A 19,619-nucleotide genomic window follows, 5' to 3' on the forward strand; every position below is an offset into this window, starting at 1 on the left:
TCAGAATGCAATAATATTAATGTTTCATTAAATGATTAAAGAAATGTTTGTATAACTGAATATAAAAAAGGCCGGGCAAATTGCCCAGCCTCTCTCATTCAGATGATATTACTTCCAACCACCACCCAAATCTCTATACACGTTTACCACAGCATTTAGTTGGTCACGTTTAGTTTCAATCAACTCTAGTTTTGATTCTAATGCGTCCCTTTGTGTCATCAGCACTTCCAGGTAATCTGCACGGGCAGAAGCGAAGAGATCATTAGAGATCTGAATAGAGCGATTAAGCGCATCTACCGACTTCGACTTCAGGTCATAGCTTTTCTCCAGGTTACTGATATTTGAAAGTTGCGTAGAAACTTCAAGATAAGCATTCAACAAAGTACGTTGGTAGTTATATAAAGCTTGTAACTGCCTGGCATTCGCCATGTAAAACTCGGCTTTTATAGCATTCCTGTTAATCAGTGGCGCGGTTAGATCTCCCGCCAGAGAATAAAGCATTGATTCAGGGATCTTTGTTAGATACGAAGGTTTGAAAGCTTGCAATCCTAAACCTGCTGAAATTCCCAATGACGGATAAAACTCTGCACGGGCGACTTTTACATCCAGTTTTGCCGCAGCCAAGTCAAGTTCTGCTTGTTTTATATCCGGGCGATTAGCTAAAAGCTGTGAGGGAATACCTGCCTTAACGGCAGCAGGAACCAACGCAAGAAAATTCCCTTTCTGCCGTGGGATATCCTGTGGGTAGCGACCTAAAAGGAAGTTTATTTTATTTTCGGTTGCCTTAATCTGCTGTAGCACGTCGAACTCCATGCTTTGAGATTTTAATACCTCCGCCTGAAATTTCTGAACAGCCAGTTCTGTAACCCGCGTTGCTTCTTTCTGAACCTTCACTATCTCAAGTCCATTCTTTTGCAATTCAATGTTCTGTCGGATTATATCCAACTGATTGTCTAAGGCAAGTAATTCGTAATAAGAATTTGCCACCTCAGCAATGAGGTTAGTAAGAACGAAGTTCCGGCCTTCAATACTTGATAAATAACGGGTTAAAGCAGCCTTTTTAGCATTATGTAGCTTTTTCCAAATATCAACCTCCCAATTAGCATAAATTCCGGCAACAAAATCAGGCAAAGGGTCAGGCATCTCCTTACCTTCTTCTATCTGGGTAGAGGCATCACCAGCACCCTGGCTGGTGTACCTTCCTACCTTTTCAAGGCCCGCACCTAATTTTGCACTTACTGTAGGCAGTAAGGGGCCTCTTCTAAACAGGGCCTCGTTCTTAGCAATTTGAATCTCCTGCAAAGTGATCGCCAGCTCCTGATTGTTTTTTAAGGCTGTGTCGATCAGGTTCTGCAAGTTTGGATCTGTGAAATAGCTCCTCCACTTTAGGGTGGATATATTAACAGTATCTTGACTATTTCCGAATGTACCAGGTACTGTTTTATTTTCCGTCACCTGGATGATCGACGGCACTTTGCAGGCTGAGGCTGCCAGGATAAATCCCAGCAAGCTCATACCTGTATATCTTTTCAGATTAAACATATTCCTCAATCTTTTCTTTTTTTGCGTGGTGATGATCAACTTCTTCACTTAAGGGATTTTCATCTTCATGTTTTACAAGCGTAAAACGCTCGGCTATTTTGGCGAAAATGAAGTACAAGCCTGGAATAACAAGTACTCCAAAGACAGTTCCAAACAGCATCCCTCCAAGAGCTGCTGTACCAATGGTACGGTTTCCTAAAGCTCCCGGGCCATGAGCCACTACCAGAGGGATTAATCCTGCGATAAACGCGAACGAAGTCATCAGAATTGGACGGAAACGGATAACTGCACCTTGCATAGCCGCCTTTAAGACAGAATCACCCGCTTGATGGCGTTGAACGGCAAATTCGACAATTAACACGGCATTCTTTCCAAGCAGGCCAATAAGCATCACCAGGGCAACTTGTGCATAAATATTATTTTCAAGTCCCATTACTTTAAGCAGGAAGAACGTTCCGAAGATACCTGCAGGTAAAGAGAAGATAACTGCTAAAGGAAGTATGAAGCTCTCATACTGCGCTGAAAGGATCAAATAAACGAAACCAAGACAGATCAGGAAGATATAAATAGCTTCGTTACCACGGGCCACCTCATCAGCAGAGATACCAGCCCAATCTATACCGAAACCTCTCGGTAATGATTTTTGAGCTACCTCCTGAATAGCTTTAATAGCTGCACCACTACTGTAACCAGGAGCAGCAGTTCCACTGATCTCCGAAGCATTGTACATATTGTGACGGGTAATCTCCGATAAACCGTACACTTTCTCCATCTTCATAACGGCGGAGAATGGCACCATCTCGTCGTGATCGTTTTTCACATACAGCTTAAGAATATCTTCTGGTAATGCCCTGTATTCAGGAGATGCCTGAACCATCACCTTATACGGTCTACCAAACTTAATAAAGCTGGTCTCATAATTACTACCGATTAAGGTAGAAAGGGTATTCATGGCATTTTCAATTGTTACGCCCTTTTGCTGCGCAATATCATTATCAATTTTAAGGCGGTACTGCGGAAAGCTGGCGCTGTAAAAGGTGAACACTGAGGATAATTCCGGCCGTTTATTTAGCTCCTTTACGAAATCCTTGCTCACTTCTTCCATTTTATGGAAATCGTTGGTACCCGTCTTATCAAGCAAACGAAGCTCGAAACCTCCTGCAGCACCGTATCCGGGAACCGCGGGTGGTTGGAAAAATTCAATATTGGCTCCGCTAATATCCTTACATTTCTCTTCCAGCTCTTCGATAATTTCGCTGCACGAATGCTCACGCTCATCCCAAGGTTTTAAGTTAACTAAACAGGTACCCGCATTTGCGCCTGTACCCTCCGAAAGGATCTCATAACCTGCAAGAGACGATACAGATTGTACTCCTTCAACATCTTCTGCAATTTTTTGAAGTCTTTCTGATATTTGATTAGTCCTTTCTAATGATGAACCAGGAGGCGTTTGGATAATAGCGTAGAACATTCCCTGATCTTCATTAGGAATGAAGCCCGTAGGGAGACTATTACTCATGAAGTATGTACCGGCACAAAAGACCATTAATGTAATGAATGTTAATGCCCGCTTAGTAACCACTACACCCAGTATCCTTTGATACCTTCCCGTAAGTCTATTAAAAGCATTGTTAAAGCCGTCGAGGAATTTATCTATGATAGTCTTCTTTTTTGCTTTTCCATGGTTATTCTTCAACATCATCGCACAAAGAGCGGGCGTAAGGGTAAGTGCCACAATTCCAGATAGAATAATGGAAGTTGCCATAGTAATAGAGAACTGCCGATAGAATATACCCACAGGCCCAGACATAAAAGCAACCGGAATAAAAACCGCCGCCATAAGGAATGTAATGGCTATGATCGCACCGCCGATCTCATGCATGGCTTTCTTTGTTGCCTTATATGGCGAATAATGATGCTCTTCCATCTTCGCATGCACGGCTTCAATTACTACGATCGCATCATCCACAACAACCCCAATTGCCAGTACAAGGGCGAATAGGGTGATCAGGTTTAGCGTGATGCCGAAAAATTGCATGAATACAAACGTTCCTATAAGTGAAACGGGCACCGCAATAGCAGGAATAAGAGTGGATCTCCAGTCACCTAAGAATAGAAATACCACAATACCTACCAGAATAAAAGCTTCTACAAGTGTGTGAACAACTTTCTCGATGGATGCATCAAGGAATTTTGAAACGTCATAACTAATCTCATAATCTACTCCCTTAGGGAACGTACTGGCCTTAATCTCTTTCATTTTGGCCTTTACATTCTCAATAACCTGACTGGCGTTACTTCCATAAGATTGCTTTACTACAATCGCAGCAGATGACCGGCCATTTAATGTGGAATAAAGGTCGTACATAGAACTACCAAATTCTATGTTTGCAACGTCTTTTAGTCGCAGGATCTCACCATTAGGGCTTGACCTCAGAATAATATCTTCATATTCTTTCTTAGAGCTGAAACGCCCTGAATACTTCAGTACATATTCAAATGCCTGGGATCTTTTACCAGAGCTTTCTCCTGTTTTACCAGGCGAAGCCTCAAGACTTTGAGCATTTAAAGATTCCATTACTTCCTCTGCCGAAATCTTGTAGGCCAGCATCCGATCTGGTTTTAACCAAATACGCATGGCATATTCCCGGTTACCAAGGATTTCTGCATAACCTACACCATTTACACGTTTTAGCTCAGAAAGGATGTTGATATCACCAAAATTATAAAGGAATTTCTGGTCCATTTTAGGATCCTTGCTGAACAAGTTGATATACATCAACATATTTGATTCCTCACGGGTGATCTTAACCCCTTCCCTAATTACTAAAGGAGGAAGCTTATTTGTTACGGCAGCTACGCGGTTCTGGACAGCAACAGCAGCCAGATTTGGATCTGTTCCCAGATTAAATACTACCTGGATCGTCGCTTCTCCATCATTACCCGCGTCAGAAGCCATATATTTCATTCCCGGAACCCCATTAATAGCTCTCTCCAATGGGATGAGGACCGCTTTAGTCATCAACTCATTGTTTGCACCAGGATACTCGGCAGTAACATTCACCTTTGGAGGTGAAATAGAAGGAAATTGTGTTACAGGCAAATGCGTAATGGCAAGCACTCCCAGGAACACAATAATGAGTGATATTACTATAGACAGGACTGGCCTGTGTATAAACTTATTAAACATAATTTTCTATTTTAAGATAGAACCATTATTCAGTGTACAGCTTCAAATTTGAAACTACCTTGTTTGGTGCAACAAAAGCATATTCGATCTTCTCGTCGTCTTTTACTTTCTGAACACCTTCAAGCAAGATTTTATCGCTTTCTACCAAGCCTCCCGATACCACATAAAGGTCAGGCATTTCGTTGCTCACCACGATGTTACGCGATCTTACCACGTTATTCTTGTCTACCACAAAAACATAGATCTTATCCTGGATCTCATAAGTTGCTTTCTGAGGAATAACAACAGCGTTGGGAAGCGGAACAGTCATTTGAACCTTACCTGTTTCACCGTGTTTCAATAGCCTGTCCGGATTAGGAAACTTAGCTCTGAAAGCAATATTTCCCGTTTCATTATCGAACTCACTTTCAATTGTTTCAACAATCCCGGAATGCGGCAGCAGTTGATTGTTGGCAAGAAGCAACCTTACTTTACTGTGAACATCATCTTTGTGGTGCATTTTAAAGTTCAGGTATTCAGGCTCCGATACATTAAAATAGGCGAACATCTCACTATTATCAGATAAGCTTGTCAACAACTCTCCTTCATCTATAAGACTTCCCAGCTTCAGAGGAATGCGGTCAATAGTTCCGCTAAACGGAGCGCGGATCTCTGTAAAGGATAAGTGAAGTTTTGCTAAAGCAACTTCTGCCTTTGCCTGTTCAACTTTAGCCTGAGCCAATGCCAGTTCATTCTTAGAAACTACTTTCTTATTGAATAATGTCCTAGTGTTTTCCAATTCAATTTCAGTAGCTTTCGCTTCCGCCTGAGCTTTCAGGTACTCGGCCTGATACATCTTTGGCATAATCCGGAAAAGTACCTGTCCGGTGTGAACGAACTGGCCTTCATCTACAAAGATCTTTTCCAGAAAACCTTTCTCCTGAGCTCTGATTTCAATGTTTCTTACTGAGCGAATTTGAGACACATATTCTTTAGTGAAAGACGTGTCGATCTTAATAGGACTAGTCACAACGTACTTACTAGCTTCTTCTTTTACTTCTTTTTTAGTAGTACAGCTTGAAAAATACAATACGGCGCACACTGCCGTTAGCATGAAAACTCTCTTCATGGGCAATAAGTAATATATTAAATGATTGATGGATGGAATTCGAATGTTCCTTAATGGGCGGTTGGTATTGGTTTTAAAACACAGCGCGATCTATAGCAGGATAAAATTACTTTAAAAGCAAAATCCTGCCAGGTGGTTGGAACGCTGCAGTAAAACCAATAATGTTGTGATCAGATCCTTAAAACCCGAAGCGTGATGTATTTGAAAGAGCTTGTATGGGGTAAATATCTGCCGAACGACAGACGTTTTAGACAGCTTAGGAAATAGCTGAAGATAAAGCCATAGCCAATGACGATGAAATAGTGGGCTACAATAACATTTTTTCTGAGAAAAGAAATGTCTTCATCTTCGTCTTCTATATTAAAAAAATATTCTTTAACAGTTTCGTGTGGCCTCGAAGACTTTATGTTTGTTTGGGGTGTTTTAGCAGGTTTAGAAGATGTAAGATGCCAGACTTGATCTCGTAAACTCTCGGCACGAGCATTACTCTCCCCCTTCAGCAGGAAAAAACATAAGGAAAGGAAAAAAGCAATAAATAATCTCATACAGCTAGCACAAAAATAACAATCAAAATGAAGACTTGCCTTGTATTAACACTTTTTAACAGTCAGGATATCGTCATCTATTACAAACAAGCCGTATTTAAGTTATAAAAAACAGCTTTTTTAATAGTCAAAGGTTTTTGAGAGTAGAAAACAATTTATTGGGCTGCTTGTAATACAAGCTCTATAACACATTAAAACCACACATGATGAGATACATTTTCCTGGCATTACTATTTACCTTTAAATTTGCTCTGGCGCAACAAAAAGAACGAACTATTTCCGTTACCTGTTATGTTAATGCTGAGCTATACATGGAAGCTGGAGTTATTGCCTATGTTAGTGATAAAGCTGGAAATATCTCCTGCCAGGGACATTACGTAAACATTAGCAATAAAAGTAAAAACTTATTCTATTATCTTAACGGCAACCGTTGGATAGCTTTAAAGCCTCAGGCAAGAGCTGTATCCTATATGGGTGGCAGTTTAAAATCTGCTTCAGTTGTAAACCTGAAAGTTAAATATAGCCCTGATGCTTCTGGAGGTATAACAACTAAAATAAAAACAATTGACCTGCTTAATGCGCAAAGTGATCGCGCGAAAACCCGTGAACTTGAAGGAGATCAATCTGTAGCTGTAATAAGCAGACCAACTGCCCCTGTAACCAAGCTTGAAAGTAATCCAACAGTTGTACCTCAAAAATCCTCTCCTACTAAAGCAGAGACAAAACCTCAAAGAGAGCCTACGGTTGCAAAAACTCAAACAAAAACATCAAGCCCGGCAGCAAGAAAAGTACCGGTGGAAAAAAAGCAAGCAACCACCAGAACCGAATCTAAAACTTCCAGGCATACTGGTACTTCAAATACGTACGCATCAAAAAGAAAAGTTTCGCCCTACTCTCGCATGTCTGCGAGAAATGCTCTGGGCCTTCGTGTTGATTTCGGAACGGGTGCAACAGGCATTGGTCCTAATTATAAACGTTATTTCAGCAAAAACGTGGCACTAGATGCTTCCCTTATCTTTTTCGAGGGAAACCTAACGAGCCTTGTAGGACAGGTAGAGAAACATTTCATTATGCCATCTGACCCTGGGCTTAGTTTATACGTGGGCGCCGGTCCACAATTGCTCTTTAGCCGGAGCAATACAGCATTGGCCTTGGTTCCAGTCGGAGGTATAGAATACAATATTCCCGCTACTCCAATAAACCTTAGTTTCGATTGGCGACCCAGTCTATTTTTGTCACCCGACGCTGACGCAGAAGCTGGAAGATTTGGACTTTCACTGAGAATAAGGTTTTAGAGTAACGCATAAAAAAGCCCGCAGCTATGGGAGCTGCAGGCTTAACCTAAACCTTATCACAATTAGATACAATATTAGCGGGCAAAGATGAAGAACAAATGAATTTTTAAAAAAAATCAGAAGCTGAAAATTTGTACATAAAAAAAGGGAACAGCCTTTCGGTGTTCCCTTCTAAGTAATTTATATTGATCTATTTTACTGAATCAACGATTGCTTTGAAAGCATCAGGTTCGTTAAGTGCTAAGTCAGCTAGAACTTTACGGTTTAAAGTGATTCCTTTTGCAGATAATTTACCGATTAATTGAGAGTAAGATAAACCATTGTGACGAGCTGCAGCGTTAATACGCTGAATCCATAATGCTCTGAATTCTCTCTTTTTGGTTTTACGGTCGCGGTAAGCATATTGCAAACCTTTTTCTACCGTGTTTTTAGCAATAGTATAAACCTTGCTTCTTGATCCCCAATAGCCTTTAGCTAATTTTAAGATCTTTTTTCTTCTTCTTCTTGACGCTACTGCGTTGACCGAACGTGGCATTTTTTACTTGTTTTGGCGGACGGCGTTGCGTTTTACAGCAAACTTACTACCGAAGGCCGGGTTAAAACTTAATTAAACTTCTACTTACCAATGCAAAGCATACGTTTTACGTTACCTAAATCAGCATCAGCTACAAGGCTTGACTGACCTAAATTACGTTTACGCTTAGTTGACATCTTTGTTAAGATGTGACTCATGAACGCATTGTTCCTCTTGATTTTACCTGTTCCAGTAAGCTTGAAGCGCTTTTTAGCACTGGAATTGGTCTTCATTTTTGGCATAAACTATATATATTAACCTGTTAATTATTTTTTAGTTCCTTTTGAGCCAACGATTAAAAACATACGTTTACCCTCTAATTTAGGCAATTGCTCTACTTTACCCACTTCTTCCAGCGCTTGTGCAAATTTCAGAAGAAGGATTTCACCCTGCTCCTTATATACAATTGCACGACCTTTAAAGTGTACGTAGGCTCGTACCTTCTCACCAGCTTCAAGGAAACTGATCGCGTGTTTTAGTTTAAACTGAAAATCGTGGTCATTCGTATTCGGTCCGAAACGAATCTCTTTAATTACAGTCTGCTTCGCATTCGACTTTATCTCCTTAAGCTTTTTCTTCTGCTCGTAGATAAATTTATTGTAGTCGATTACCTTACAAACCGGAGGACTAGCATTCGGTGAAATTTCTACCAGATCTAACTCCTGCTCGTCTGCAATTTTCAAAGCATCCTGCAATGAGTAAATCCCTGTTTCAACATTATCACCTACAAGACGAACTTGTTGTGCTCTGATGAATTGGTTTATGTTATGCTCAGCCTCCTTTTTCTTCATTGGAGGCCTTGAACCGCCTGGTCTTCCTAACGCCAAATTATTAAATTTGTTAAACTGTTATTTCTTTAATTAATTGATTTCTAAATTCTTCCGCTGTCATGCTTCCTAAATCTCCCTGACCATGTTTTCTTAAAGAAACTTTACCTTCAGCCTCTTCTTTTTCACCTATGATCAGCATGTAAGGAATTTTTTTCACTTCAGCGTCTCTGATCTTTCTTCCGATTTTTTCATCTCGTAAGTCGATCATCCCGCGAATATCGGAATTATTCAGTGATTCTAAAACTTTTTTCGCATAATCTTCATATTTTTCAGAAATAGGAAGTATAATAAACTGCTCTGGTGCAAGCCATAATGGGAAGTTACCAGCGCAATGTTCAATTAATACCGCTACGAAACGTTCAAGAGATCCGAAAGGCGCCCTGTGGATCATCACCGGGCGATGTTTTTGATTGTCGCTACCTGTATATTCCAGTTCAAAACGTTCTGGCAGATTGTAATCAACCTGAATTGTTCCTAACTGCCACTTTCTTCCCAACGCATCCTTCACCATAAAGTCAAGTTTTGGACCATAGAAAGCAGCTTCGCCCAATTCAACAACTGTTGGTAAGCCTTTTTCAGCGGCTGCTTCAATGATTGCACTTTCAGCTAAAGACCAGTTTTCGTCTGTACCAATGTATTTTGTCTTGTTTGCAGGATCGCGAAGGGAAACTTGAGCTGTAAAATTATCAAATCCCAAAGCACCAAAAACATATAGTACAAGATCAATTACCTTTTTGAATTCTTCCTTAACCTGATCAGGGCGACAAAATAAATGCGCATCGTCCTGAGTAAAGCCCCGTACACGCGTTAAGCCATGCAATTCACCGCTCTGCTCGTAACGATATACAGTACCAAATTCAGCAAATCGCACAGGAAGATCTTTATACGATCTCGGCTTTGTTTTGTAAATCTCGCAATGGTGAGGACAGTTCATTGGTTTTAAGAAGAACTCCTCCCCTTCCTGTGGGGTTTTTATTGGCTGAAATGAATCAGCACCGTATTTATCGTAGTGACCAGAAGTTACATATAGATTTTTATGACCTATATGAGGGGTGATCACTTGTTCGTATCCAGCTTTAACCTGTGCTCTTTGCAAGAAGTTAACAAGCTTTTCGCGTAATGCAGTTCCTTTTGGCAACCATAAGGGTAACCCCATTCCCACTTTTTCTGAAAACGCAAACAGCTCCAACTCTTTACCTAATTTACGGTGATCGCGCTTCTTAGCTTCTTCGATCATCTTCAGGTATTCAGAAAGCTCGCTTGCTTTAGGGAAGGTTACACCATAGATACGTGTTAATTGCTTGCGACTCTCATCACCTCTCCAATAAGCACCCGCAACATTCATCAACTTTACTGCTTTTACAAAACCAGTATTTGGAATGTGAGGACCGCGGCAAAGATCAGTAAAGTTACCTTGTGTATAGAATGTGATGGAACCATCCGGAAGATCTTTTATCAGATCCAACTTGTATTCGTCGCCTTTTTCAGTAAAGTATTCTACTGCTTCGGCTTTGCTAACCGGCTGACGAACGTAATCTGATTTGGCTTTCGCCAATTCAATGATCTTATCCTCTATCTGCTTAAAATCATCAGAAGAAAATTCACGATCACCAAAGTCAACATCGTAATAAAAACCAGTCTCAATTGCCGGACCGATTCCGAATTTAGTACCAGGATATAAAGCTTCTAATGCTTCAGCCATAAGGTGAGCTGAAGAATGCCAGAAAGTTGACTTACCTGCAGTATCGTTCCAGGTAAGCAGTTTAACTGATGCATCTGCTTCGATAGGACGACTAGCATCCCAAACTTCGCCATTTACTTCGGCAGCTAATACATTCCTTGCTAAACCCTCTGAGATAGACAGGGCAATTTGATAGGCAGTTGTTCCTTTTTCGTACTGACGAACGGAACCGTCGGGGAGTGTAATATTAATCATCTACAACTATGATTTAATAAATAAAAAACCGTCAGTATTTCTACTGACGGTCCGTGTTTGTTTGTACACCCATCAGGATTCGAACCTGAGACCTGCGGTTTAGAAAACCGATGCTCTATCCAGCTGAGCTATGGGTGCCCTTTGTGGCTGCAAATATAGAAAAGCATTACATACTACGCAATAGTTTTTTCGCATCAGCACCAGAAAAAGAACCTTCCTGTTTTTATCCTCCTCACAAACAGTGAATTGTTTGATGAAAATTTTTCTAATAATTTTTATTTTTTTCTTCTTAACAATCCTGTCTTTACTTCATCTAAAGGTAAAAAGCAATGAAACAAAGGCTGCAAAACAATAATCTTAGAATTTCCTTATGTTTACCTGCTAGTAACTGTAATCAAAATCAACAATCATGCTAAGTGTACAGAACATCGTAAAGCAATATGAAGGTCACCGTGCGCTTGACGATGTAAGCATAGAGATTCCAAAAGGAAGTATTTTCGGCTTATTAGGTCCAAACGGCGCTGGAAAAACTTCACTGATCCGGATAATCAATCAGATCACCGCTCCCGACGAGGGACACGTGTATTTTAACCAGGAGAAGCTGAATTCTACCCATATAGGTAAAATCGGCTATTTACCGGAAGAACGTGGCCTATATAAGAAGATGGATATAGGCGAACAAGTGATCTATCTGTCAAGATTAAAAGGACTAAGTCGGGACGAAGCTTTAAAGCGAGCTAAATACTGGTTTGAGAAGCTGGAGATCCAAACCTGGTGGAACAAGAAGGTGGAAGATCTCAGCAAAGGGATGCAGCAGAAGGTACAGTTCATTGCTACAGTGATTCATCAGCCAGATCTGGTAATCCTGGATGAACCTTTTTCCGGTTTTGATCCTGTGAATGCCGACATTATAAAAAATGAGATACTCGAACTTAATGATAAGGGTGCAACGATCATCTTTTCAACACACCGTATGGAATCGGTTGAAGAGTTATGTGATAGCATTGCATTGCTTAACAAGTCTAAAAAGATCCTTGAAGGAAGCGTAAAAGACATTCGTAATTCTTACCGCAATAACATCTATAAGATTTGTTATTCCTCACAAGAGCCTCTCCAGCTCATTACCCCAGCCTTTGTGATTATCAAGCAGGTATTAAAAGATGATCACAACGAAATTACTATTCAATTGGAAGAGGGCGCGAAAATTAATGATGCTTTAGGTTACCTCATTTCACATACAGAGGTGCAGAGTTTGAATGAGGTAATACCGACCATTCACGAAATATTTGTAGAAAAGGTAAAAGGGATAGAATAGACATGAATAAAATTTTACTCATTATACAACGGGAATACTTAAGCAGAGTGAAAAAGAAATCCTTCATTGTGATGACCTTTGTAGTCCCCTTACTTTTTATAGGAATGTATGCAATTATTGGATATATGTTCTACAAGAAGGATGAATTAACAGATATTCAAAAAGTTCTGGTTATCGATGATTCAAAAGACTTTATTAACAAGTTTAAAAACACTCCAGCATTAGAGTTTAGATACTCACAGCAACCCTCGGAGGCTGCCAGAGGAGAGTTTGAACGGTCCACAGATGATTACTTATTACTCATCCCTAAAGACAAGAAGAACCTGCAGCTTTTAAGTCAGAAGAAGCCCGGAATCTCTGTTATCGGCGATATTGAAACACAGGTTAATGAAATAGCCCGCACCCGGCAACTTGTTGCTGCCGGTATTGATACTTCAGTTTTAAATGCCAAACAAGCGCAACTGCGCCTCAACACCCGCCAAATCACGGAAAAGGGAGAAGAAGATGCCAGTTCATGGCTTGCCTATGGGATTGGCTTTGTTGGTGCATTCCTTATTTATATGTCCCTTTTCATTTATGGAGTGCAGGTAATGCGAGGAGTTATAGAAGAAAAGACGAACCGTATAATTGAAGTAATTATCTCTTCGGTAAAACCCTTCCAGCTAATGCTCGGTAAGATTGTGGGTGTAGGTCTGGTAGGACTTACCCAATTTCTTTTATGGATTGTTCTATGCTTAACTATAGCAGGTTTTGCAGGTACCTACTTCTCCAAAGATCTGCACCTTAAAGATCAGAGCAAAGAGCAGATCATTGCAAAAGGTATTCAAAATGATTCGCCCGTAGACGAAGGTGCTGCCATTATAACTGCATTAGATTCCATTCCTCTTGGCTATACTATTGGCACCTTCCTGTTTTATTTTCTCTTTGGCTTTCTACTTTACAGCTCCATTTTCGCAGCCGTTGGATCAGCTGTTGACAGTGAAACGGAGACGCAGCAGTTCATGCTTCCCATTACCATGCCGCTGATCTTTACCTTTATCATTTCCATAAACTTTGTAATTAATAGTCCTGATAGTCCTCTAGCGTTCTGGCTCTCCATAATTCCATTCACCTCTCCTATTGCCATGATGATCAGAATTCCATTTGGTGTTCCTGTGTGGGAGTTAATTCTTTCGATGGTCCTGCTTGTTGGCGGATTCTTACTGATCACCCTGATTGCAGCGAGGATCTATCGTGTAGGGATATTAATGTACGGAAAGAAGGCAAGTTATAGGGAATTGATCAAGTGGTTCAGCTATAAAGAGTAGTCCTTATATGAGCAAAATAATAGCAGCACTTGACCTCGGCACTAATACCTTCCATTTACTGATTGCTTCGGTTGAAAATGGGAAAATCCACAAGTATGTAGAAGAACAGCGCCATGTAAAATTAGGTGAAGGTGGAATAAATAAAGGGCTGATTGCAGAACAAGCATATGAAAGAGGACTTGAAGCTCTAAGATTTTTTAAATCAATTATTGATTCTTATCCTGTTGATCTTATCCGGGCTAACGGAACAGCTGCCTTAAGAACTGCCGCGAATGGGGATGAGTTTATCACTCAGGTTAAAAATGAAACCGGTATTGAAATCGGGATAATCCCAGGTGATCGCGAAGCAGAATTAATTTACAAAGGTGTCAGGGCTGCAGTAGAGCTGGATGAATCGTCTTTAATAATGGATATTGGAGGAGGCAGCGTAGAATTCATCTTTTGCAATCAAGCTGAGATCTTTTGGAAAAGGAGCTATCCTGTAGGTGCTGCTAAATTAATGGCTACTTTTCATCATTCAGATCCAATTAATAAAAATGATAAGGAGCTGATCCATCTTCATCTGATAAGGGAACTAAAGGAGTTGAAGGAAATAGCCGGGAAGTTCAGGCCCCTAAAACTTGTTGGCTCGGCGGGAGCTTTTGAAACCTTCGCAGCCTTGGAAGTCGATCAATTTGGAGAAGGCAAAAATTTACAAAAACAACCCCATTGTCACGTATTTACCTCTCATCACCTTCAAACAGTCATTCAAAATTTGATTACTTCCACACATATTGACCGGGCTAATAATTCCCTTATTCTCCCGGTAAGAACAGACATGATCGTAGTCGCTTCACTTCTTGCTCAATTTATAATAGAGGAGCTGCAACTATCAAGGGTAGAAATGTCGACCTTCAGTTTAAAAGAAGGCCTGCTGATAGAATCAGCAGAATCTTATTAGTTCTTCACCAACTTCTGGAGTTCTTCATAAACCCTGTGTGTAGGCAAACCAACAACATTTGAATAAGAACCATTAATTCTTTCTATCCCAGCCAAGCCTATCCATTCCTGAATACCGTAGGCTCCTGCTTTATCAAAAGGTTGATAGGTTTGAATGTAATAACTTATTTCTTCTTTGCTTAAGGGCAGGAAATAAACTTCTGTGGTTTCCGCAAATGAATAGATCTGATGGTTCTGAAGTAAGGCTACACCAGTTATCACATCGTGTTTTCTTCCTGACAACAATGATAACATCTCAAATGCATGCTCTTCATTTTCCGGCTTACCCAGAATCTGATGGTCTATAGCTACAATTGTATCTGCAGTTAGAACGATATCATTCTCCTCCAGCGTTTCATCAAATGCTTTTGCTTTTTTTTCTGCAATAAAAACCGCAACTTGTTCAGGTGATAATCCTTCGGGATAAGACTCATCAACATCCTTTAGCACAACATCGAATTCAATTCCGGTTTTCGAAAGTAATTCCTGTCTTCTTGGTGATTTAGATGCAAGTATGATACCTGGGAGCGTTTTCATACTTACAAAGGTAATAAAACAAAACCTGTATAGGGAGGCCGCTAAAATTTAAAAAAACCAACTTGACTTGTATTAGCAGGGGCATAGCAAGTTCTCCTCCAGTGCACTTTGACTCTATTGTAAGTCTGTAGTAAGTCCGTGAATTGCCGGTTAAATACGGACTCAGTATGGACTTACTATGGACTCACTATAGAGTCAGTACGAATCAGGTATAGTTAAGTCCATAAAAAAAGCCCCACTAAAAGTGGGGCTTTTCTATATCTTATTCTTATTTCTTATTCAGCTACTACTGGAAGTACAGAAACGTAAGACTTATTATCTGCTTTCTTTTTGAAAACTACTTTTCCATCAACTAAAGCAAATAAAGTGTGGTCTCTACCGATACCTACGTTTTTATCAGCATGGTGTCTGGTACCACGTTGACGAACGATGATATTTCCTGCGATTGCATCCTGACCACCGAAAATTTTAATACCTAAGCGTTTGCTATGCGACTCGCGACCGTTCTTGGAACTACCGGCTCCTTTTTTGTGTGCCATTTTCTTTTATATTTTTAACTGGATCTTAATCCAATAAGGTTCAACAATTAATTATTGTAAGGACTAACGTCCCCGATATCGAAAAATTATAGAGTAATATCTGTAATTTGGATTTTAGTAAAGAATTGACGGTGACCGTTTTTCTTTTTGTATCCCTTACGACGTTTTTTCTTGAAAACTAATACTTTGTCACCTTTTAAATGAGACACGATTTTAGCTGAAACTTTAGCACCTTGAAGAGCAGGAACTCCTACTTTGATATCACTTCCGTCTGCAGCTAACAATACATTGTCAAATTCAATACTAGCGCCTTCTTCTCCTTGTAGCCTGTGTACAAAGATTTGTTGGTCTTTTGCAACCTTGAACTGTTGTCCGGCTATATTTACTATTGCGTACATTGTTAGAAAATTTTTATGAGCCGCAAAGATAGATATTAAACTTATTAATGGAAACTATTTTTCAATTATTAAGCAGTGCATTATTCTGACAACCCATGGAGTTTAAAAACACAGGTCTGATCTTCATCTTCCTAAGGAAGACGAAGATTGCTACTGATGCCAAGAATATTTCAGCAAGTTCGAATTCCAATGCCTTTTAAATCCAGGACCTAAGTCGAGGCACAGACTAAACAAAAGCTTTTTTAGAAGTGTTAAGCCTGAAATATTTAATTCTTATGAAAACCCAACTTATAACACTCATCTCAATATCTGCCATCTTTGCCTGCTCAAGACCAGCGAAGGATCTTGCAAGCGTAGAGATTGGCATGACGAAAGCTCAAGTAAAGGCCATTGTTGGAGAACCTGAAAAGAAAGATGTAATTAATAAAACCGAAGTCTGGAACTTTACAGATTCAAGCCGGGCTGTAGTTTTTAGAGCTGACACCGTTTATGCTATCATGACTTCTCCTCAGGCCCGATTGGATTCCATGGCGTCCTGGGTGGGCAAAACAAACGAAAAAGTAAAAAAAGGTTTCGGTAATATTGGCGACAAAATTGAAAATGCTGCTGACAAAGTTGAAGATAAACTGAAGAAAGACAGCACGAAATCGAAATAATAAATGGCAATAGAATCCATCAATCCGGCAAACGGAGAACTTATAAAATCATATACTCCTGATACTGGGGAACAGGTAGATTCCAAGATCAGGGAGACTCAGCAAGCCTGGTTAACATGGAAGGAAACTTCTTTTTCTGAAAGAGCCAGTTTGATGAAGAATATGGCAGCAGTTCTGAGATCGAAAAAAACAGAATTGGGCCGTTTGATGGCATTGGAAATGGGGAAACCACAAAAAGCGGGTGAAGGTGAAATTGAGAAATGTGCCGGTTGTTGTGAATACTATGCTGAAAATGCTGAAAAAATCCTGCGACCTGAAATTATCGAAACAGAAGCTCGAAAGAGTTACGCAATCTTTAAACCGATTGGTATTGTGCTAGCCATTATGCCCTGGAATTTTCCTTTCTGGCAAGTGTTCCGCTTTGTTGCTCCTGCCCTGATGGCTGGTAATGCAGGGGTCCTTAAACATTCATCTAACGTGGGTGGTTGCGCTCTTGCAATAGAGGAAATTGTTAGAGAGTCTGGATTTCCTGAAAATCTTTTCCAAACATTAATGATTGGAAGTGATGCTGTTGATCAGGTAATTGAAAATCCCTTAGTAAAAGCAGTTACATTAACAGGAAGTACAGGAGCAGGTATAAAAGTTGCCACAAAAGCAGGGTCACTTCTTAAGAAAACAGTACTTGAACTTGGAGGAAGTGATCCTTACATTATATTGAAAGATGCAGATCTTGAACTTGCGGCTAAAGTTTGCACTGAAAGCAGATTAATTAACAGCGGCCAAAGCTGTATTGCAGCCAAACGTTTTATCGTTGTGAAGGAAGTAGCTGAAGAGTTCACCCGGCTATTTAAAGAAAAGATGTCAAGCAAAGTAATGGGAGATCCGTTAGACCCCAATGTAGATGTTGGCCCGCAAGCACGTGTAGACCTCCGGGATGAGCTTCATCAACAGGTTGAGAAGAGCATTGCAAAAGGAGCGCAATGTATTTTGGGAGGCATTATACCTGAAGGCAGTAACGCCTTCTACCCTCCTACTATCTTAACAGGAGTAAAGAAAGGAATGCCTGCTTATGAAGAAGAACTTTTCGGTCCTGTCGCGGCTGTAATTATAGCCGAAGACGAGCAAGAAGCAATAAATATAGCTAACGATAGTGTATTCGGACTCGGCTCCGCTGTATTTAGCAGAGACATTGAAAGGGCCGAGGATATCGCTGCCAATTATTTAAATGCTGGTAATAGCTTTGTAAATGACAATGTAAAGTCCGATCCCCGGTTGCCTTTTGGCGGGGTAAATCAATCTGGGTATGGCCGCGAATTAAGCAGTTATGGTATAAAGGAATTTGTTAATATCAAAACTGTGTATATTAAATAAGGCTAGAGAACTTGTTCCTGGAATAATTTTTCAAGGGTATCAGCGGCATTGCAACATAAGCCTGGGTGCACTTTTGATGTTTGGATAACGGTACTGCGTGTAGCAGTAAGCCAGCGGAAACGTGAGGGTGCATCCAGTTTAGCAATAGATCCCCCGTGGCCGCTGCCCTGACAAATTCTCTCGAACGAAGAGAGGTTTTGCTTCACAACTTCCAAATCCAGTCCAGGATACAAGTGTTTCAAACGATCCTCATTCAGGTAAAACTTTACCTGAAGATACTTCTCCTTCTTACAATAGATCACCACACCTACATTGATGAATTCTTCGCGTTCAACTCTCGGTACAACACGAACTACAGCGTACTCAAATAAACTTTTGTCTTGCATTTTGTACTTCCGTTACAAAGTTTAAAGAGTTAGCAATTCGTATCAGTAAAAATTCTATGTAAGCTTCCCGATGCTCTTCCTTGGTTGCAAAAAAGTCGCCTTCCAGCCATTCGTCAGGAATCAGTGCGACAATACCGCGAATTATGTGTTCGCTTAAAGCTGGCACAAATTCTTTGTCGATCTTTTCGATCTCAGCTGCCTTTGAAAGCAGGACATGATCTTTCACAAAGGCAAAAGGACGTTTGGCTGCTTCTCGCCAATTATCCCAGGAGTGGTGGAAGTATAAGGAAGCTCCATGATCAATGAGCCATAACTCCTTATGCCACATCAGCATATTTGTATTTCTCGCGGTGCGATCCACATTCATTAACAGGCAGTCCAGCCACACTATTTTTGAAGCGAGAATTGGATCAACCTGGGTTACGGTTGCGTCGAAAGTGATTGCCCCTGAGAGATAATGTAAAGCTAAGTTAAGACCCTCACTAAACTTCAACAGATCCTGAATTTCCTCATCGGGTTCGGTACGGCCGAAAGCCTCATCAAGATTAGCAAAGACTAATTCAGGTATTCTAAAACCTAATACCCGTGCAATCTCTCCTCCGATCAGCTCTGCGATCAAGGCTCTCGGTCCCTGCCCCGCCCCGCGAAATTTCAGGACATATAAAAAGTCATCGTCGGCCTCTGCTATTGCTGGTAAAGATCCCCCCTCTCGTAAAGGTGTGATATAGCGGGTGACATTTACTGTTCTTAATGTTAAATGTGTATTAGACATATTTTGCGTGACAGCTTTCGGAATCAAACTAGTGATTCCGAAAACTGTGGCTAAAATAAATGTAATTAGGAATTGAAAGACTATTTATGCTGAAAAAGGTAATAGTGCTGACGAGTGCGAGTCTGACCATAAGATGGACCATTGCACTGTCCTAACAGCCAATAAAGAAGAACGAATATAAGGATTGTAGAAAAACAACCTCCTCCTAGTTTTTTTGCGCCGTAACCGGCAATTAATGCTCTGAATAACTTATTCATAGGTTGAACGATTAAGTGTATAGCATTACAACGGCGAAAAAAACAAATAGTTCGACAGATAGGTGGTCTTAAATCAGAAGATC

The 19,619-nt window shown here is 40.4% G+C and carries 19 protein-coding genes and 1 tRNA gene; 6 read left to right on the plus strand and 14 right to left on the minus strand.

All coding sequences use genetic code 11. The features are described 5' to 3' along the window. Positions 1–108 precede the first annotated feature (108 nt). The 3 genes from J4N24_RS09170 to J4N24_RS09180 are packed head-to-tail and all read right to left on the minus strand — an operon-like array spanning position 109 to position 5,840. Positions 109–1,542 carry a TolC family protein gene (locus J4N24_RS09170; protein ID WP_207533372.1) on the minus strand — a complete coding sequence of 478 codons (1,434 nt, stop codon included), beginning with the start codon at positions 1,540–1,542 and terminating at the stop codon, positions 109–111. Further along, positions 1,535–4,732 (minus strand): efflux RND transporter permease subunit, encoded by a 3,198-nt coding sequence (locus J4N24_RS09175; protein WP_207533373.1) that lies wholly within the window; start codon positions 4,730–4,732, stop codon positions 1,535–1,537. The genes J4N24_RS09170 and J4N24_RS09175 overlap by 8 nt, the downstream gene beginning before the upstream one ends. Positions 4,733–4,757: 25 nt before the next feature. Continuing rightward, positions 4,758–5,840, minus strand: a complete 1,083-nt coding sequence (locus J4N24_RS09180; RefSeq protein ID WP_207533374.1) for an efflux RND transporter periplasmic adaptor subunit — start codon at positions 5,838–5,840, stop codon at positions 4,758–4,760. A gap of 748 nt (positions 5,841–6,588) precedes the next feature. On the opposite strand from J4N24_RS09180, the gene J4N24_RS09185 reads away from it, so the two are divergent. Beyond that, the gene (locus tag J4N24_RS09185) at positions 6,589–7,680 is read left to right on the plus strand and encodes a hypothetical protein (protein ID WP_207533375.1); all 1,092 of its coding nucleotides are present in this window, start codon (positions 6,589–6,591) and stop codon (positions 7,678–7,680) included. Positions 7,681–7,870: 190 nt separating this feature from the next. On the opposite strand, the gene rplT is transcribed toward J4N24_RS09185, so the two are convergent. From rplT to J4N24_RS09210, 5 genes are all read right to left on the minus strand, one after another. Beyond that, positions 7,871–8,215: a 50S ribosomal protein L20 gene (gene rplT, locus J4N24_RS09190; protein ID WP_207420856.1), complete on the minus strand. Its 345-nt coding sequence runs from the start codon at positions 8,213–8,215 to the stop codon at positions 7,871–7,873. A gap of 80 nt (positions 8,216–8,295) precedes the next feature. Beyond that, positions 8,296–8,496 (minus strand): 50S ribosomal protein L35, encoded by a 201-nt coding sequence (gene rpmI / locus J4N24_RS09195; protein ID WP_207420857.1) that lies wholly within the window; start codon positions 8,494–8,496, stop codon positions 8,296–8,298. Between the two features lie 24 nt (positions 8,497–8,520). Next, positions 8,521–9,081 carry a translation initiation factor IF-3 gene (gene infC, locus J4N24_RS09200; RefSeq protein ID WP_207420858.1) on the minus strand — a complete coding sequence of 187 codons (561 nt, stop codon included), beginning with the start codon at positions 9,079–9,081 and terminating at the stop codon, positions 8,521–8,523. Between the two features lie 13 nt (positions 9,082–9,094). Continuing rightward, entirely contained in the window at positions 9,095–11,020 is a 1,926-nt protein-coding gene (gene thrS, locus J4N24_RS09205) for a threonine--tRNA ligase (RefSeq protein WP_207533376.1), read from the minus strand. Between the two features lie 64 nt (positions 11,021–11,084). Continuing rightward, positions 11,085–11,158, minus strand: a tRNA-Arg gene (locus tag J4N24_RS09210). Between the two features lie 271 nt (positions 11,159–11,429). On the opposite strand from J4N24_RS09210, the gene J4N24_RS09215 reads away from it, so the two are divergent. The 3 genes from J4N24_RS09215 to J4N24_RS09225 are packed head-to-tail and all read left to right on the plus strand — an operon-like array spanning position 11,430 to position 14,582. Then, on the plus strand, positions 11,430–12,335 hold the full coding sequence (locus J4N24_RS09215) for an ABC transporter ATP-binding protein (protein WP_207533377.1): 906 nt from the start codon (positions 11,430–11,432) through the stop codon (positions 12,333–12,335). A gap of 2 nt (positions 12,336–12,337) precedes the next feature. Then, the gene (locus J4N24_RS09220) at positions 12,338–13,642 is read left to right on the plus strand and encodes an ABC transporter permease (protein WP_207533378.1); all 1,305 of its coding nucleotides are present in this window, start codon (positions 12,338–12,340) and stop codon (positions 13,640–13,642) included. Between the two features lie 7 nt (positions 13,643–13,649). After that, a complete protein-coding gene (locus tag J4N24_RS09225) occupies positions 13,650–14,582 on the plus strand; it encodes a Ppx/GppA phosphatase family protein (RefSeq protein ID WP_207533379.1) in 933 nt (310 codons plus the stop codon). Here J4N24_RS09225 and J4N24_RS09230 read toward each other — a convergent pair. The 3 genes from J4N24_RS09230 to rplU form a co-directional block, all read right to left on the minus strand. Beyond that, on the minus strand, positions 14,579–15,157 hold the full coding sequence (locus J4N24_RS09230) for a Maf family nucleotide pyrophosphatase (RefSeq protein ID WP_207533380.1): 579 nt from the start codon (positions 15,155–15,157) through the stop codon (positions 14,579–14,581). The two genes, J4N24_RS09225 and J4N24_RS09230, sit on opposite strands and share 4 nt — an antisense overlap. Positions 15,158–15,432: 275 nt before the next feature. After that, positions 15,433–15,696: a 50S ribosomal protein L27 gene (gene rpmA / locus J4N24_RS09235; protein ID WP_207533381.1), complete on the minus strand. Its 264-nt coding sequence runs from the start codon at positions 15,694–15,696 to the stop codon at positions 15,433–15,435. A gap of 86 nt (positions 15,697–15,782) precedes the next feature. Then, complete coding sequence (rplU, locus tag J4N24_RS09240; RefSeq protein ID WP_207533382.1) at positions 15,783–16,094, minus strand: 50S ribosomal protein L21; 312 nt, start codon at positions 16,092–16,094, stop codon at positions 15,783–15,785. Positions 16,095–16,369: 275 nt separating this feature from the next. Here rplU and bamE point away from each other — a divergent pair, with 275 nt between their 5' ends. Together bamE and J4N24_RS09250 are read left to right on the plus strand one after the other, a co-directional pair. After that, entirely contained in the window at positions 16,370–16,750 is a 381-nt protein-coding gene (gene bamE / locus J4N24_RS09245) for an outer membrane protein assembly factor BamE domain-containing protein (protein WP_207533383.1), read from the plus strand. Positions 16,751–16,753: 3 nt separating this feature from the next. Next, on the plus strand, positions 16,754–18,121 hold the full coding sequence (locus J4N24_RS09250; RefSeq protein WP_207533384.1) for an NAD-dependent succinate-semialdehyde dehydrogenase: 1,368 nt from the start codon (positions 16,754–16,756) through the stop codon (positions 18,119–18,121). 2 nt (positions 18,122–18,123) lie between these two features. On the opposite strand, the gene J4N24_RS09255 is transcribed toward J4N24_RS09250, so the two are convergent. From J4N24_RS09255 to J4N24_RS09265, 3 genes are all read right to left on the minus strand, one after another. Further along, on the minus strand, positions 18,124–18,507 hold the full coding sequence (locus J4N24_RS09255) for a DUF3037 domain-containing protein (RefSeq protein ID WP_207533385.1): 384 nt from the start codon (positions 18,505–18,507) through the stop codon (positions 18,124–18,126). Then, a complete protein-coding gene (locus tag J4N24_RS09260; RefSeq protein WP_207533386.1) occupies positions 18,485–19,279 on the minus strand; it encodes a HipA family kinase in 795 nt (264 codons plus the stop codon). Before J4N24_RS09260 ends, J4N24_RS09255 begins: the two co-directional genes overlap by 23 nt. Before the next feature lie 80 nt (positions 19,280–19,359). Beyond that, a complete protein-coding gene (locus tag J4N24_RS09265; protein ID WP_207533387.1) occupies positions 19,360–19,536 on the minus strand; it encodes a hypothetical protein in 177 nt (58 codons plus the stop codon). Positions 19,537–19,619: the final 83 nt, after the last annotated feature.

The organism is Desertivirga arenae (genome assembly GCF_017355785.1).
Taxonomy (GTDB): domain Bacteria; phylum Bacteroidota; class Bacteroidia; order Sphingobacteriales; family Sphingobacteriaceae; genus Desertivirga; species Desertivirga arenae.